We start from the raw sequence: 16610 nt of genomic DNA, 5'->3' as shown, positions 1-16610 counted from the left end.
TCTATCATCGTCAATCGTTAGTAATCGCAACAGGCGGCAGTGGCTTGACGCTTACGCTGGTATTTATTCATCGCGTTACTGTCGAGCCAGATGCGCATTGCATACTGGGCACCAAACAGCTGAACATCACCCACCCCTGTGGTTCGACTAATGGCATCTTTCACATTCGAGGCGACGTAGTCGGAAATGTCATCCTGCGAGAGGCTTTTATTGTCTGAAACAAAGCCAGCCACCAGCAGGAAGCTGCTGCTGGACTTCTCAACGCCGATCCCTTGTTGCTGCACTTCCTGCGGCAGCAGCGGCATGGCGAGCTGAAGTTTATTCTGAACCTGAACCTGGGCGATATCCGGGTCTGTACCAGACTCAAAGGTCAGGGTGATGGTGACATTACCTGCAGAATCGCTGGTGGATGACATATACATCAGGTTATCGATGCCGTTCATATTCTGTTCGATAACCTGCGTCACGGTATCCTGCACCGTCTGCGCATCTGCGCCAGGGTAGGTTGCGGTTATGGCAACCGCGGGTGGGGCGATAGTCGGATACTGCGCTACAGGCAGTTTGAGGATCGCCAGCCCACCTGCAATCATCAAAATGATGGCGAGTACCCAGGCGAAAACCGGCCTCTGGATAAAGAAATTAGCCATGACGTCGTTCCTTAACCGGCTGGAGTCGTAGAGGTATCGGGTGTGGCGACGACGGTAGCCCCAGGTTTGGCTTTTTGTAACCCACTGACAATCACGCGGTCACCGTTTTTCAGCCCCTCTGTGACCAGCCAGCGATCGCCAATGGCCTGAGAGGCAACGACGGTGCGTGACTCAACCTGGTTTTTGTCGTTAACAATCAGGACGGTTGCATCCCCACGCGGCGTGCGGGTGACGCCTTGCTGTGGGATCAGAATCGCATTCGGCTGCGTACCCTCATTAATGCGGGCGCGTACAAACATTCCCGGTAACAGCAGGTGTTGCGGATTCGGGAAAATCGCCCGCAGAGTGATGGAGCCAGTGCTTTCATCAACCGTCACATCAGAAAACTGCAGCGTGCCTTTTAGCGGATAGGGCTGACCATTCTCCATCAACAGCTCGACGGTGCTGGTGGTCTCCCCTTTTTGCAGGCTTGTCTGCTTCAGACGCATAAAATCATTGCTGGACTGGGTGACATCGACATACATCGGATCCAGTTGCTGTACCGTTGCCAGGGCGTTTGCCTGGCCGTTGGTGACGAGTGCTCCCTCGGTCACGCTGGATTTACCAATGCGACCATCGACGGGAGAGGTGACTTTGGTATAGGCAAGGTTGATGCGTGCGCTTTCAACTCCTGCTTTTGCAGCAACGACGCTGGCATCCGCCTGCTGAGCCGTTGCAACGGCCTGGTCGTACTCCTGCTTACTGACATACTGTGTGCCCACCAGCGGGAGATAACGTTTCACCGTCAGGTGCGCAATATTGGCTGCCGCCTGGGCTTTCGCCAGCTCTCCTTTTGCGCTGTCATACGCCGCCTGATAGCTGGCGGGATCGATCTGATAAAGTGACTGACCAGCTTTGACATCGCTGCCTTCGGTGAAATTGCGACGCAGGATAATGCCGCTAACCTGAGGACGCACTTCCGCAACGCGAAACGCATCTGTTCTGCCCGGCAGCTCTGTTGTCACAGTGAGGGGGGCACTTTTGACAATGTGTACACTCACCTGAGGCGGCTGCGGTTGATGTTGCTGATTTTCCTGTCCATCGCATCCGGCAAGCAGTGCGGCGCAGACAATAAAACCGGTTAAGGGCAAGCGTCTGAAATGATTCGTCATTACTGTTCCTTTAAATACCCATTAACCGATATTTCCGTGGATCGGTGACAGGGCAGGGGACAAAAACAAAAAATGTAGCTGCGTATAATAATGAGGGTATTTAATGTTTTTTAATTTATAAGTGCGGATAAATGCGGCAGGAAAGAAAATCAGAAGAAGGCTTTGCGTTTACAGCAATATACTTTAACAAAAGTAATCAGGAGAGTGATGTTTCATAGAGGGCATCCATCTGTTTTGTGAATTTAATTATTGGTATGTATTTACCTCAGTTATAAATAAAGCGAATTGACTTTTTTTGTGCAGAATTCACCTTGTCTTTCATGAATACTTCCGATTACAAAACCCTACTAAACAGCTTAATTCTTGTGAGTAACGAGTAATCGTCCATGGCGCGTAAAAAGAAAGCAGAGGCTCAACAAACCCGTCAACAGCTGATTGAAGCGGCTATCGGGCAGTTTGCGACACGTGGCGTAACCAACACAACGCTGACGGATATCGCCGATGCGGCAAAGGTGACGCGTGGGGCCGTCTATTGGCATTTCACCAGTAAAACAGAGATATTTAATGCTATCTGGGAACAGCAATTGCCGCTTCGCGATCTCATTCGCGACAGACTTTCTCTTTCCGAAAAAGATGATCCCTTGTTAATGCTTCGTGAGCAATTTATCACTGCGTTGCAATATATTGCGCATGAGCCTCGCCAGTGCGCGCTGTTACAGATTTTGTATCATAAGTGTGAATTTACCAGTGATATGGTTTCCGAGTATGAAATCAGGAAACGTATTGGTTTCAACAATGATTTTCTACGTGCGACACTGGAGCGCTGTATTTCACGAAACATCATTTCTTCGCAGGTCAATGTGGATTTAACGCTGATAGTGTTTCACGGATTTTTTAGCGGAATAATTAAAAACTGGTTAATGAATAACGACAGCTTCAACCTCTATCAACAGGCACCTGCTCTGGTCGATAACATTCTGGCGACACTCCCGGTGGTGCGCGTGTCGCCACATGAAGAGGCTTACGACTCGGTGTCGGGCAAGATCTCTCCCTGCTCGCAAAGCGTTTCAATGGTCTGCGCGCTGACAGGTTTCCCTAACAAATAGCCCTGAAGGGTATTACAGCCCAGTTCCGTCAAAAAGGCTTGCTGTGCTTCGGTTTCCACCCCTTCAGCCACCACTTTCAGATTCAGCGTTTTCGCCAGGGCGACAATCGCGGAGACAATGGTCGCATCTTCGCTTTCTCCACTGAGCTCTTTTACAAACGCCCTGTCGATTTTCAATTCACAGGCGGGTAAGCGTTTAAGATACAGCAGGCTCGAGTAGCCGGTACCAAAGTCATCAATAGAGGCTTTTACGCCTGCATTCGTCAGCTCTGTCAGCACCCGCACGCTCTCATCCGGGTTACTCATCGCAGTGGTTTCCGTCACTTCAAGGATCAGCATTTCCGGCGGTACCTGGTGACGTGTCAGACAATCAAGCACCGTACTCACCAGCGAAGGTTGTTCAAACTGAAGTGTCGACAGGTTCACCGCCATTGACCAGTTTTGATGCCCTTTAAGGTGCCATTCCCGCAACTGGCGGCAGGCTTCGTTGATAACCCAGTTGCCAATGGGAATGATCTGTCCCGTTTTTTCCGCCAGCGGCAGGAACAGGTCTGGCGTCAGCAATCCCAGCTTCGGGTGTTGCCAGCGCAGGAGTGCCTCAAACCCGAGTACGGGGCCTGCCGGCGCATGGAATTTGGGCTGATAATGCAGCTGTAGCTCATTACGATCGATGGCCAGCCACAGATCGTTCATCAGCTGCAGATGGGTTTGCGCCAGCGTGTTCATGGAGGGCTGGAAAAAGTGATAACCGTTACGGCCCATATGCTTGGTGTGGTACATCGCCGCATCGGCATTAAACATCAGCTCGCGATCGGTTTTGCCATCGTGAGGATAAAGCGCAATGCCAATACTGAGGGTCACCACCAGTTCATACGGATCCACATTGAATGGACTATCGATAGTGCGTACCAGGGCATTGGCAAGGGAGGCTGCATCGTCCGGCCCCCCAACTTCTGCCAGCAGAACAAATTCATCACCGCCAATACGTGCAAGGGTGAACTGGCCTTTCAGGGGGAGCAGCAGGCGTTGCGTAACGGCAACCAGCAGTTTATCGCCGACATCATGCCCGTAGGCGTCATTGACGGTTTTAAAGCCGTCGAGATCCATAAACATCAATGCGAAATGTGTGCCTTCACGATCTGCTTTGTTGATGGCCTGATCGAGTCGATCTTCCAGCAGGATACGATTGGGCAGGCGCGTCAGCGTATCCTGTAGCGCCAGCTGGGCCAGCTCCCGGTTTGCTTCCGCCAGAGACGAGGCGAGGAGAGAGGTGCGTGCCTGCAGGCGCGCATCCAGCATCGACACCAGCAGGGTGATACCAAGGATGGCGAGTGCGACAACGCTCACCAGCACGGCCAGCCAGCTGCCGTTAATCCCCTCATGGTGAGCCATGGTCGACACTGGAAACTGTGCGGCTTTCATCCCCGCATAATGCACTCCGGCAATCGCAATCCCCATCGTGATTGCGGCACCCATGCGCATCAGCGCGACCTGAGCGGCTTCATGACGCAGGCGGAACGTCAGCCACAGTGCGGCGAGCGACGCAGCAAGCGCAATAGCGACTGATATCGCCACCCATGTTTTATCCCAGATAATACCGGGCGTAACCTCCAGGGCCGCCATGCCGGTGTAATGCATGGCCACAATACCGGTTCCCATGACTAGTGCACCGGGCAGCAGACGGCGCAAACGCAGCTGCTCGCTGCTGACAAGCCACAGCGCAAACAAGGATGAACCCACGGTGATAACCATCGATAACCCCGTCAGGGTGGCGTTGTAGCTCATGCTCATGGAGAGATCCATCGCCAGCATGCCGATAAAATGCATCGCCCATACGCCAATACCCATTGCAACACCGCCACCGGCCAGCCAGATGCGCGCTGCCACGCCCTGACTTCCCGCCACACGCGCGGCCATATTCAGCGCGGTATAGGCAGCAAGGATAGCGACAACAAAGGAGAGGACGACAAGGATATGGTTGTATTGGCTAACCAGCATGATCGGTTCAACTCGAGTGTGAGGTTACGCAAGGGCGGTGGTGAAGGGCGAGACATTATCATCGTAAGGTAATGACTCAAAGGGATTTAAATCCCCGTTTTTATTAAGTGATTTCGGGGTTTTTGACGACGTTGGCGGCTCAGTCCAGCTCTGAACAATTGACGAGTTTAAGCGGGTTCACGGAATCCATATTGCTACACTTATCGGTTTCAGTGCTCATCAGTTCAATCCACTGCATCAGCAGCGCATCAAAGAGAAAAACTGAGATAGCAAAGACAACCAGCCACCAGTATTTACGAATCATTATGACATTCCGGGAGAAGAGAGCCAGTAAGGTGGTGGAAATATACACGAAAAGCGGCGGTTGAAAAGTGGGGAAAGCGAAGGTTTACAAAGCGTTGACGGTGGCAGATGTGAAGCAATAAAAAAGGCGCATCCCCATGCCAGGTAGCGCCTTTTTAAACAAGCATTTCGCTAACCGAAATTAGTTCATGCCGTATTTTTTCAGTTTCTTACGCAGAGTACCACGGTTGATACCCATCATCAGCGCAGCGCGGGTTTGGTTACCGCGGGTGTATTGCATCACCATGTCCAACAGTGGCTGTTCAACTTCAGCCAGTACCAGCTCATACAGGTCATTAACATCCTGACCATTCAGTTGAGCAAAATAGTTCTTCAGTGCCTGTTTAACCGAGTCACGCAGGGGTTTTTGAGTTACCTGATCCTGAGAGTTAACGGTAGAAACGGTCAGTACGTCAGAATTTACGCGTTGTTCGAACATAGTTCTGTCAGCTCTTTATTTCATTACGCAAGATTTTCGAAGTATGCCTCCAACGCCTCCAGCTGTTCGCTGGCATCCTCTATGGCGTTGAATGTGCGCCGAAACTGGTCATTTGGAGCGTGCTCCTGGAGATACCAGGAGACGTGTTTACGCGCAATTCGGTACCCTTTTGCCTGGCCGTAGTGGTCATGCAGTTCCCGAACATGCGAACAAAGCAAGCGCTTAACCTCTGCCAGAGGCAGCGGGGCAAGCAGCTCCCCAGTGTCCAGATAATGCTGGATTTCCCGAAAGATCCAGGGTCTTCCCTGAGCTGCACGTCCTATCATCAGAGCATCAGCTCCCGTATAGTCGAGCACAGCTCTGGCTTTAAGCGGGTCAGTAATGTCGCCATTCGCGATAATCGGAATGGAAACTTTCTGCTTAACTGCCCGAATGCTGTCGTATTCAGCTTCACCGTTGAACAAACAGGCGCGAGTGCGTCCATGAATGGTCAGGGCCTGAATGCCACAGTCTTCGGCCAGTTGGGCAATCTCTACACAGTTACGGTGTTCCGGCGACCAACCCGTGCGAATCTTCAACGTAACAGGAACGTCCACTGCGCTGACAACCGCCGTCAGGATTGACTTCACCTGGTCGGGGTATTGCAGAAGGGCTGAACCTGCAAGCTTGCGATTCACTTTTTTGGCCGGGCAACCCATGTTGATATCAATAATCTGGGCGCCACTTTCCACGTTAATCCGCGCGGCATCTGCCATCTCTTCAGGCACACTTCCGGCGATTTGCACGGTGCGAATACCTGGTTCATCAATGTGCACCATCCGAAGGCGGGATTTATCGCTTTCCCAGACCTGCGGGTTAGACGACATCATCTCGGAAACGGTTAAACCGGCTCCCATCTCATAACACAGCGTCCTGAACGGCCGGTCGGTAATACCTGCCATTGGGGCTGCGATCAGGCGATTTCTGAGCTGGTGGTGTCCGATGCGCATGAGTTAAGAAATGACCATACTGTGACTGCAAGGCGGCGTATATTACGCATTTTTTGCACGAGATGAAAGGCCAAACTTTGAACAATCCACTGTTGTAGATCATGGAATCGCCACCCAGTCACAATGATGAAAATTATTTTTTATTTAAATCATTATGTTATGTATTAACGGCGATTTTATGACCGCTTACAATTTCCCGTAACTTCTCATCATTTCTCAAAAAATGAATCCGTTGAGCGGGATATTCTGCTGTTTTTAGCAGCAGATTCTCCCGCTTCTATGCGATCTGCGTCGCATTTTAGAACATCATCTCAGTACGAAAAATGTTCTTATTTTTTACGGCCTGTGATGCGGCACCACTCTTCTTTTTCCACCACCGGATCGAGGGTGAAGAGATCGGCGTAGGCTTCGCAAACGCTGTCAGCCTGGCTTGCCAGGATCCCGGACAGCCCCAGCAGACCGCCCTCAACGGGCAGCACGCTGATTAACGGTGCAAGCTCGCGTAATGGGCCCGCCAGGATGTTAGCGACCACCACATCGGCTTTCATGGCCTCTGGCTGCGCGTCCGGGAGATACAGCTCAAGGCGATCGGAAACGCCGTTACGCTCGGCGTTATCACGACTGGCCTGAATAGCCTGCGGATCGATATCGATCCCGATGGCTTTTGCGGCGCCCAGCTTCAGTGCGGCAATGGCGAGGATCCCGGATCCACAGCCGAAGTCGATCACGGTTTTCCCTTCCAGATCCAGACCATCCAGCCACTGCAGGCACAGTGAGGTGGTCGGGTGGGTGCCGGTACCGAATGCCAGACCCGGGTCGAGCATCACGTTGACCGCGTTTTCATCGGGAACTTCGCGCCAGCTTGGGCAGATCCACAGACGCTTGCCAAACTGCATGGGGTGGAAGTTATCCATCCACTCGCGTTCCCAGTCTTTGTCTTCCAGTTGTTCGATTTTGTGCGCAAAACCCGCGCCCAGCAGAGGATGATGTTCCAGAATCGCGACCACTTCTTTCATGTCGGTTTCAGCATCAAACAGGCCAATCACGTCGGTATCGCCCCACAGGCGTGTTTCGCCCGGCAGCGGCTCAAAGACCGGCGTGTCATGCGTGTCCTGGAAGGTGATAGAGACCGAGCCGGCCTCCATCAGCGCATCGCTCAGCTCTTCGGCGTGAGCACCAGTTGTGTTCAGTTTTAGTTGGATCCACGGCATGGCAAAACTCTTTATTTATCAGTAGACATCATAGCGGGTTGTGGGACGGGTTGACCGAAACGGTTCCCCACCACAAACGCCAGTAAACTTAACAGTAACGAAGGCACAATTGGATGGAAGCCCAGGTACTGGATCTTAAAGGTAGCGAGCACGGCGTACACGACACCGCCAACAATCATGCCGCTTAGCGCGCCCGCAGCATTCGCGCGTTCCCAGTACAGGCCAAGCACCAGCGGCCACAGGAAAACAGCTTCAAGGCCGCCAAACGCAAGCAGGTTCAGCCAGATGATCATCTCCGGTGGACGCCAGGCGGCCAGCAGCAGCAGCGCCCCTAATAACAGCGTGATCACCGCAGACATCCGCTTTAAGCGTCGTTCGTTTTTCAACTGCTCGGGACGCAAATTCAGATAGAGATCTTTGATAATCGTAGCGGAACTTTGCAGCAACTGAGCGTTGATCGTCGACATAATGGCGGCCATCGGTGCGGCTAGGAAAATCCCGGCAGCAAAGGGGGGCAGGACTTTAACCATCAGGGTAGGGATCACCAGGTCGGGCACGGTAAGATCTGGGATCACCGCACGACCTAATGCACCCGCCAGATGCATTCCCAGCATCAGTATCGCCACCACAATGGTCCCGATAATAATGCCGCGATGAACCGCTTTACTGTCCTTATAGGAGATACACCGTACAGCGGTATGCGGCAGTCCAATGACGCCGAAGCAGACCAGCACCCAGAAGGAGGTCATAAAGGTGGGTGAAAGAATGTCATCTGCGCCCTCTGGAGTGACCAGTTTCGGGTCAATCGCTTCAAGGGTTTCAACAGCATGGCTCAGGCCGCCTGCCGCATGGACAATCCCCACCAGCAGCACAATGGTTCCGATGAGCATCACCATGCCCTGCAGGGTGTCGTTCAGTACGCTGGCGCGGAATCCACCAAACGCCGTATAAAGCGCGATACTGATCCCAAAGATAAGCAGGCCAGTCTCATAAGGGATCCCTGCTGCGGTTTCAAGCAGACGTGCACCGCCAATAAACTGCACCGTCATCGCACCCACAAAGGCGACCAGCAGGCTTAAACTTGCCAGCCATACCAGTAAACGGCTGCGGTAGCGGGCAAACAGCATGTCGTTCAGCGTCACGGCATTATAGCGACGCGCCAGAATAGCGAACTTCTTGCCGAGTATACCCAGCGAAAGCCAGATAGCCGGGAGCTGGATCATCGCCAGCAGCACCCAGCCTAACCCATATTTATAGGCTGCCCCGGGACCGCCAATAAATGAGCTGGCGCTGATATAGGTGGCGGTGAGCGTCATCGCTAACACAATGCCGCCCATTGAACGGCTGCCGAGGAAATATTCGTTCAGGAAGGTGCCGGTTGCCCTTTTGCGCATGGCATACACGGACACGCCAAACACGACCAACAAATACGCGATAAGCGGCAGAATGACTTCAAGCTGCATCGTCGTCCTCCAGCGGGATATCGCGATAAATGAATTTCACCATTGCCCAGCACAGCAGGATAAAAATCAGCGGTACCAGCAGACAGGCCATTTCAAACCAGTGAGGCAGGCCGGTGATGCCAATTGCAGAATCAGGTAAGTAAGCGGTTACCAACCATGCGGCAAGATAGAGAAGGGTCAGCCACAGCGCCCAGCGCGCTTCTTTATGGGCCTGAACAAAACGTTTGTCCATTTTTTGTCCCTTGTGGATGAAGAAAGCGGGGATTGTACATGATGGGCCTTGACGATCCCCAGAAATAAAAAAGGCCGGTTAAACCGGCCTTTTAGCATAGATGCTTTCTTACTTCTCGTTGAGACCGAGTTTTTTCTCCAGATAGTGGATGTTCGTCCCACCATTCTGGAAGTGCTCGTCGCTCATGATGCGCATCTGCAGATCAACGTTGGTTTTGATACCGTCGATGATTAGCTCCTGCAGGGCGTTCTTCATGCGGGCAATCGCCACGTCACGGTTTTCGCCGTAGCAGATAAGCTTACCGATCATTGAGTCATAGTACGGCGGTACGGTGTAACCGGCGTAAATATGAGACTCCCAACGCACGCCAAAGCCACCCGGCGCGTGGAAACGCGTGATTTTACCCGGGCTTGGCAGGAAGGTGTTCGGGTCTTCGGCGTTGATACGGCACTCGACCGCATGGCCTTTGGCCACTACTTCTTCCTGTTTGATGGAAAGAGGCTGGCCGGCAGCGATACGCAGCTGCTCTTTGATCAGGTCAACGCCGGTGATCATTTCGGTAACCGGGTGTTCAACCTGAATACGGGTGTTCATCTCAATGAAGTAGAACTCACCGTTTTCGAACAGGAATTCGAAGGTACCCGCCCCGCGATAGCCGATGTCGACACACGCTTTGGCACAACGCTCGCCGATGTAGCGACGCAGTTCCGGGGTAATGCCCGGTGCTGGTGCTTCTTCGACCACTTTCTGGTGACGACGCTGCATGGAGCAGTCACGTTCTGCCAGATAGATAGCGTTACCCTGACCGTCAGCCAGCACCTGAATTTCGATGTGGCGTGGGTTTTCCAGGTATTTTTCCATGTACACCATGTCATTGCTGAAAGCTGCTTTCGCTTCCGCTTTGGTCATGGAGATGGATTGTGCCAGTTCAGCGTCGCTGCGCACTACGCGCATACCGCGACCGCCGCCGCCGCCGGACGCCTTGATGATCACCGGGTAGCCAATGCGTTTAGCATGAGCACGGTTTGCATCCATGTCGTCAGTCAGCGGGCCGTCAGAACCTGGAACGGTTGGAACACCGGCTTTTTTCATCGCGGTGATTGCAGACACTTTGTCACCCATCAGGCGGATGGTGTCAGCTTTCGGGCCGATGAAGATAAAGCCAGAGCGTTCAACCTGCTCAGCAAAGTTGGCGTTCTCGGAGAGGAAGCCATAACCCGGGTGAATTGCCACCGCGCCAGTGATTTCAGCGGCGCTGATGATTGCCGGGATGTTCAGATAGCTTTTTACGGACGGAGCCGGGCCGATACAGACCGTCTCATCCGCCAGCAATACGTGTTTTAAATCGCGGTCCGCGCTTGAGTGCACAGCGACAGTCTTGATGCCCAGTTCTTTACAGGCACGAAGAATACGCAGTGCGATCTCGCCGCGGTTGGCGATAACAATTTTATCCAGCATGTTCGCCTCGTTACTCGATGACGACCAGCGGCTCGTCAAATTCTACCGGCTGACCACTTTCGACCAGAATCGCCTTCACAGTACCTGATTTGTCTGCTTCGATCTGGTTCATCATTTTCATGGCTTCAACGATACACAGGGTATCGCCTACGTTGACTTTCTGACCCACTTCGATGAACGCCTTCGCGTCCGGGCTCGGGGTGCGGTAGAAAGTACCAACCATTGGGGAACGTACGATGTGACCACTGATTTCTGCTGCAGCGGCAGGTGCGGCTTCAGTTGCGGCTGGTGCAACGGCTGCAGAGAGCGCAGGCTGCTGCACTGGCGCAGCATAAGCTTGCTGCATTACCGGGAAGCTAGCGGCTGGGGCTGCACGGCTGATACGTACAGACTCTTCGCCTTCAGAAATTTCCAGTTCGGAGATGCCTGATTCTTCAACCAGCTCGATCAGTTTTTTAATCTTACGAATATCCATGAGTGGGTTCCGTACTCTTGTTTAGTGTGATTGTGACAGGCGTTTTACCGCTGTCTGTAAAGCGTATGAATAACCGTCTGCGCCCAGTCCGCAGATAACGCCAGCGGCGATATCCGACAGATACGAATGGTGGCGGAACGGCTCTCGGGCGTGCACGTTGCTGAGGTGGATCTCGATAAACGGGATACTCACCGCCAGCAGTGCGTCGCGGATAGCAACACTGGTGTGCGTAAACGCGGCCGGATTGATCAGGATATAGTCCACAGTGTCTTTAGCCTGATGAATACGGTCGATGAGTGCGTACTCCGCGTTTGACTGAAAATGATCCAAATCCACATTCAGTGACGCTGCTTCCGTACCCAAACGGTTAACAATTTCACTTAATGTCAGCGTGCCGTACTTCTCTGGCTCACGGGTGCCGAGCATGTTCAGGTTCGGTCCGTTTAAAACTAAGATTCGGAATTTTTCTGCCATTGTGTCGCTATCTCCTGCGAATCTCGGGTAAAAACCAAAATATACCTTTGAAACGCGAAAGTCACCTGATGACTTTCCTAAAATGCATTCAGGAAAACCAAAGTCGCACATTATAACGATTTCGTAGCATTTGGCAGCTAAATACTGGTCTTATCAGGGAAGATTATCAACCGCTATCCGAAAAAGAATGGCGGTTGATAAGTAATCTGCGGGAAAACGCACAGTTTCGCGAACTATCGCAACCACTGGCGGAACTTCTTGTAACGCCATGCTAAAAGCGCCAAAGCCAGCAGCGCGTAGAGGATGGGCTGAGGCGAGAGGATCTTCACGGACCACAGATAATGGATGGGTGCGAGGAACGCGACAAGATAGACGAAGTTGTGCAGCAACTGCCAGCGCTTACCCAGTTTTCGCTGCGCATATTGCGTGGATGTCAGCGCTAATGCCAGTAACACCAGCCAACTGACAATGCCCAGCGTCAGATAAGGACGCGTGACCAGTTCGCGGCCCAGCAGTGCCAGGTTGTTAATCCCCAGTTCCAGCAGCGCGTAACTGGTTAGGTGCAACGTGGCCCAGGCAAAACACCATAGCCCTAATAGCCGACGTGTGCGTATCAATAATGGCTGTTTAGCGTAGCGCGCCAGCGGCGAAACCAGCAAGGTCGCCAGTAAAAATTTCAGAGCCATCCGACCAGTAAAGTGCTGGATATCTTTAGCCGGATCGGCACTAAAGAGCCCCTGGCTGGCGGCCCAGAACAACCAGATAAACGGGAGCAACCCGGCTAAATGTAGCAGCACTTTCAGCCAGGTTACCTGTTTTGCCGTTAAACGCACTCAGAAGTTCTCCCGTAAATTGAGGCCACGGTAGAGCGACGCCACTTCATCCGCATAGCCGTTAAAAAGCAGCGTGGGCTGACGCTTCACATCCAGCGCCCCGCCGGAACCGATAAACCGTTCCGTCGCCTGCGACCAGCGTGGGTGATCGACATGCGGGTTCACGTTGGCGAAGAAACCGTATTCGTCCGGCGCGGCGAGATTCCATGTCGTGGGCGGACGCTCGCGGGTGAGCTTAATACTGACGATCGATTTAATGCCCTTGAAGCCATATTTCCACGGTACCGTTAGCCGGATGGGGGCGCCGTTCTGCGGCGGGAGCGCTTTACCGTAAACGCCGACGGTCAGAAGGGTAAGAGGATGCATGGCTTCGTCAAGGCGTAATCCTTCTACATAAGGATATGCAAGCCCACCGCCGATGAACCGGTCCTTCTGGCCTGGCATCTCGTCCGGGGCGTAACGCGTCTGGAATGCGACATATTTCGCATTGCTGGTGGGTTCAACCATTGCCAGCAGCTTATGCAGCGGAAAACCTACCCACGGTACCACCATCGACCAGGCTTCCACGCAGCGCATACGATAAATGCGTTCCTCTAACGGGAAACGGGTGGTGAGATCGTGATGATCCAGCGTTAAGGGTTTTGCCACTTCGCCGTCAATTTTCAACGTCCACGGATCGGTTTTCATGCTGCCTGCATTGGCCGCAGGATCGGCTTTATCAAGCCCAAATTCGTAGAAGTTGTTATAACCGGTGACCTTATCTTCTGGCGTGAGCGTCAGTTTGTTTTGCCACTCGGCAGGTTTCGTAAAGGTGAGCGGGGCACCTGAAGGGGCTTTTGGCCGATCGTTGCCTTTAAACCAGTCGAGCAAATCAGCGTGAGCCGCAGGTGTGAGCGTCAACGCGGTGGCACTGATGCCAAGCATTTTCAGGATCTGGCGGCGCTGTAACATAAAGACAGATTCGGACGTTACGTCGGCTTCCGTCAGTTTTCGGGTTTTCATGGCATCCTCCGTCATGCGTTTTTCTAAGCATGACGGAGGAGAAGGATTAGCGCGAATATGTCACGAAAATTTGAAGATTAGGCAATTTTTACCAGCGCGCGGCCATGGAACTGATTATCCATGATCTTACCGGCATATTCCGGCGCCTGGCTGAGGGCGATTTCGGTTGCACTCTGCGTGAAGAAGGACTCAGGCAGGTCGCGTACCAGACGCTCCCAGGCTTCTGCACGACGGGCCGCCGGAGTCATGACGGAATCCACACCCTGCAGGCGCACGTTACGCAGGATAAAGGGCATAACGGTGGTTGGCAGCGCAAAACCGCCCGCCAGACCGCAGGCCGCCACGCAGCCACCGTAGTTCATCTGCGCCAGCACTTTTGCCAGCACGTTATTTCCGACGGTATCCACCGCTCCGGCCCAGAGGTGTTTTTCCAGCGGACGGGTTTCGGCAAATTCGTCGCGGCCAAGAATGCGGCTGGCACCAAGCTGACGCAGGTAGTCATGGGTGCTTTCACGGCCTGAGACCGCGACGACCTGATACCCCAGTTTGTGCAGTAAAGCCACCGCCGTGCTGCCAACGCCACCGCTGGCCCCGGTCACGACTATCTCGCCTGACTCAGGGCGGATACCGGCATCTTCAAGGGCCATGACGCACAGCATGGCGGTAAAGCCTGCGGTGCCGATAATCATCGCTTTGCGGCCATCCAGCCCAGCAGGCATGGGCACCAGCCACTCGCCTTTCACCCGCGCCTGCGTTGCCAGCCCGCCCCAGTGATTTTCGCCGACGCCCCAACCGGTGAGCAGCACCTGCTGGCCGGCATGAAACCGCGGATCTTCGCTGGAATGAACGTGGCCTGCAAAATCAATCCCTGGCACCATCGGGAAATTTCGGATGATTTTACCTTTGCCGGTGATGGCCAGGGCATCCTTGTAATTCAGACTGGACCAGTCGATGTCGACGGTGACGTCGCCTTCGGGCAGACGGCTCTCATCAAGGGCTTGCACCGAGGCAACGGTATTGCCGTCCTGCTGTTCTAAGATCAAAGCCTGCATACAGGATCCTCACTATTCTGATGATTGGAAAATGCGTTCTGAAGACTATACTCGCTCAATGAAACGCTATGCCGATTTAACGCAATAAATTGCCAGATACACCAGGTTTGGTAGTATGGCGCATTTGAAATGCAAGTTAGCGCTTACTCGCTACCCATCAACCCACGGAGTAATCTCAAGGATGCGATTAACGACGAAGTTCTCAGCTTTTATCACGTTGCTGACGGGGTTAACCATTTTTGTCACGCTCCTTGGCTGCTCCCTGAGCTTTTATAACGCCATTCAGGACAAGCTGGTCAACCGGGTTGAGTCTGTTGCGTCAGTTATTGATACGCGTCTGATTACCACTCCGCTACCGGAACTCTCCCGCGAGCTGGATGAATTGATGGTACCGGTTGATATTGTGCAGGTCGACATCACGCAGGGAAAGCATCCGGTAGTGAGCCATCAGCGTCAGGGGAGCTATCGGCCTGCGGGCGTCGTGAGCCAGTATCGGGAAGTGAATGTCCATTCCCTTAAAAATCCGGGGATGACGATACGCCTGGTCTACCTCGATCCCATGGCCAGCTATTTCCGCTCGATGATGACCACCGCGCCACTCACCGTTGCCGTCGCCTTTATTGTCCTGCTGATTTTTCTTGCGGTGCGCTGGCTACGCCGTCAGCTCTCCGGTCAGGAGCTGCTGGAAAACCGCTCCGTGCGAATACTCAACGGGGAGCGCGGCCCACAGGTGCGGGGGTCGGTCTATGAGTGGCCGTCCAGCACCAGCAGCGCGCTGGATACGCTGCTTTCAGAAATTCAATTCGCCAGCGATCAGCGCAGCCGCATGGATACGCTGATCCGTTCCTATGCCGCGCAGGATAACAAAACCGGTCTGAATAACCGCCTGTTCTTTGATAATCAACTGGCCACGCTGCTGGACGACCCGGAAAAGGTGGGAACGCACGGGGTCGTCATGATGGTTCGTCTGCCGGATTTCGATCTCCTGCGCGATACCTGGGGACGCCGCGTGGCGGAAGAGAACCTCTTTACGCTCATCAATTTGCTGTCGACTTTTATTATGCGCTATCCCGGCGCGCTGCTGGCGCGCTATCACCGCAGCGACTTTGCGGTGTTGTTACCCCATCGCACACTTAAGGAGTCGGAGAGCATCGCCAGCCAGTTGCTGAAGGCGGTGGATGCGCTGCCGCAGAGCAAAATGCTCGACCGGGATGATATGGTGCATATGGGGATCTGCGCCTGGCGCGGCGGGCAGTCAACTGAACAGGTGATGGAGCATGCGGAAGCGGCAACCCGTAACGCGGTGCTGCAAGGGGCGAACGGTTGGGCGGTATATGACGATTCCCTGCCTGAGAAAGGGCGTGGCAATGTGCGCTGGCGTACCCTGATTGAACAAATGTTGAGCCGCGGTGGCCCCCGCCTTTATCAAAAACCGGCGGTGATGAAAAACGGCCATGTTCACCACCGTGAATTAATGTGTCGCATTTTTGACGGCACGGAAGAGGTTATTTCAGCGGAATATCTGCCGATGGTCCTGCAATTTGGACTCTCCGAAGAGTATGACCGTCAGCAAATTAGCCGACTGATTCCGTTTTTATCTTTTTGGCCTGAAGAAAGTCTGGCATTACAGGTGACCGTCGAGTCGTTAATTCGCCCGCGTTTTCAACGCTGGCTGCGCGATACATTAAGGAAGGTGCGAATAAGCAGGTCATTTCTTCCCAAGCTGACTCGCTGATTAA

The 16610-nt window shown here is 53.4% G+C and carries 15 protein-coding genes and 2 pseudogenes; 2 read left to right on the top strand and 15 right to left on the bottom strand.

Translation table 11 applies throughout. From position 1 onward, the window contains the following. Positions 1 to 56: 56 nt before the first annotated feature. Both HX884_RS21505 and HX884_RS21500 read right to left on the bottom strand, forming a co-directional pair. Positions 57 to 647, bottom strand: a pseudogene (locus tag HX884_RS21505) (efflux RND transporter permease subunit); the annotation flags it as partial. A gap of 11 nt (positions 648 to 658) precedes the next feature. Next, entirely contained in the window at positions 659 to 1798 is a 1140-nt protein-coding gene (locus HX884_RS21500; protein WP_013098999.1) for an efflux RND transporter periplasmic adaptor subunit, read from the bottom strand. 386 nt (positions 1799 to 2184) lie between these two features. Between HX884_RS21500 and envR the strand changes: the two genes are divergently transcribed. Then, positions 2185 to 2904 (top strand): acrEF/envCD operon transcriptional regulator, encoded by a 720-nt coding sequence (gene envR / locus HX884_RS21495; RefSeq protein ID WP_074144863.1) that lies wholly within the window; start codon positions 2185 to 2187, stop codon positions 2902 to 2904. On the opposite strand, the gene HX884_RS21490 is transcribed toward envR, so the two are convergent. From HX884_RS21490 to HX884_RS21430, 13 genes are all read right to left on the bottom strand, one after another. Next, positions 2820 to 4901, bottom strand: a complete 2082-nt coding sequence (locus tag HX884_RS21490) for a bifunctional diguanylate cyclase/phosphodiesterase (protein ID WP_178328766.1) — start codon at positions 4899 to 4901, stop codon at positions 2820 to 2822. The genes envR and HX884_RS21490 overlap by 85 nt on opposite strands. Positions 4902 to 5040: 139 nt before the next feature. Continuing rightward, positions 5041 to 5205: a DUF2556 family protein gene (locus HX884_RS21485; RefSeq protein ID WP_178328765.1), complete on the bottom strand. Its 165-nt coding sequence runs from the start codon at positions 5203 to 5205 to the stop codon at positions 5041 to 5043. A gap of 180 nt (positions 5206 to 5385) precedes the next feature. Continuing rightward, on the bottom strand, positions 5386 to 5682 hold the full coding sequence (gene fis, locus HX884_RS21480) for a DNA-binding transcriptional regulator Fis (RefSeq protein WP_000462905.1): 297 nt from the start codon (positions 5680 to 5682) through the stop codon (positions 5386 to 5388). Between the two features lie 23 nt (positions 5683 to 5705). Further along, positions 5706 to 6671 (bottom strand): tRNA dihydrouridine synthase DusB, encoded by a 966-nt coding sequence (gene dusB / locus HX884_RS21475; protein WP_013098996.1) that lies wholly within the window; start codon positions 6669 to 6671, stop codon positions 5706 to 5708. A 329-nt stretch (positions 6672 to 7000) separates the two neighbouring features. Next, on the bottom strand, positions 7001 to 7882 hold the full coding sequence (prmA, locus tag HX884_RS21470) for a 50S ribosomal protein L11 methyltransferase (RefSeq protein ID WP_014833498.1): 882 nt from the start codon (positions 7880 to 7882) through the stop codon (positions 7001 to 7003). Between the two features lie 11 nt (positions 7883 to 7893). Next, positions 7894 to 9345: a sodium/pantothenate symporter gene (gene panF / locus HX884_RS21465; RefSeq protein WP_020687390.1), complete on the bottom strand. Its 1452-nt coding sequence runs from the start codon at positions 9343 to 9345 to the stop codon at positions 7894 to 7896. Beyond that, on the bottom strand, positions 9335 to 9577 hold the full coding sequence (locus HX884_RS21460) for a YhdT family protein (RefSeq protein WP_013098993.1): 243 nt from the start codon (positions 9575 to 9577) through the stop codon (positions 9335 to 9337). The genes panF and HX884_RS21460 overlap by 11 nt, the downstream gene beginning before the upstream one ends. Positions 9578 to 9685: 108 nt before the next feature. Next, positions 9686 to 11035 (bottom strand): acetyl-CoA carboxylase biotin carboxylase subunit, encoded by a 1350-nt coding sequence (accC, locus tag HX884_RS21455; RefSeq protein ID WP_178328764.1) that lies wholly within the window; start codon positions 11033 to 11035, stop codon positions 9686 to 9688. A 10-nt stretch (positions 11036 to 11045) separates the two neighbouring features. Beyond that, a complete protein-coding gene (accB, locus tag HX884_RS21450) occupies positions 11046 to 11510 on the bottom strand; it encodes an acetyl-CoA carboxylase biotin carboxyl carrier protein (protein WP_013098992.1) in 465 nt (154 codons plus the stop codon). Positions 11511 to 11531: 21 nt separating this feature from the next. Then, positions 11532 to 11984 carry a type II 3-dehydroquinate dehydratase gene (aroQ, locus tag HX884_RS21445; RefSeq protein ID WP_013098991.1) on the bottom strand — a complete coding sequence of 151 codons (453 nt, stop codon included), beginning with the start codon at positions 11982 to 11984 and terminating at the stop codon, positions 11532 to 11534. A 233-nt stretch (positions 11985 to 12217) separates the two neighbouring features. Further along, complete coding sequence (gene msrQ, locus HX884_RS21440; RefSeq protein ID WP_178328763.1) at positions 12218 to 12817, bottom strand: protein-methionine-sulfoxide reductase heme-binding subunit MsrQ; 600 nt, start codon at positions 12815 to 12817, stop codon at positions 12218 to 12220. Beyond that, positions 12818 to 13819 carry a protein-methionine-sulfoxide reductase catalytic subunit MsrP gene (gene msrP, locus HX884_RS21435; protein ID WP_040021899.1) on the bottom strand — a complete coding sequence of 334 codons (1002 nt, stop codon included), beginning with the start codon at positions 13817 to 13819 and terminating at the stop codon, positions 12818 to 12820. A 77-nt stretch (positions 13820 to 13896) separates the two neighbouring features. Then, entirely contained in the window at positions 13897 to 14871 is a 975-nt protein-coding gene (locus HX884_RS21430) for an MDR family oxidoreductase (protein WP_178328762.1), read from the bottom strand. A gap of 181 nt (positions 14872 to 15052) precedes the next feature. Here HX884_RS21430 and csrD point away from each other — a divergent pair. Next, positions 15053 to 16579, top strand: a pseudogene (csrD, locus tag HX884_RS21425) (RNase E specificity factor CsrD); the annotation flags it as partial. Positions 16580 to 16610 lie beyond the last annotated feature (31 nt).

This window comes from Enterobacter sp. SECR19-1250 (assembly GCF_013391025.1).
GTDB lineage: Bacteria > Pseudomonadota > Gammaproteobacteria > Enterobacterales > Enterobacteriaceae > Enterobacter > Enterobacter cloacae.
The sequence above is the reverse complement of the archived record's forward strand: the minus strand, read 5'-3'. Positions and strand labels throughout refer to the sequence as shown.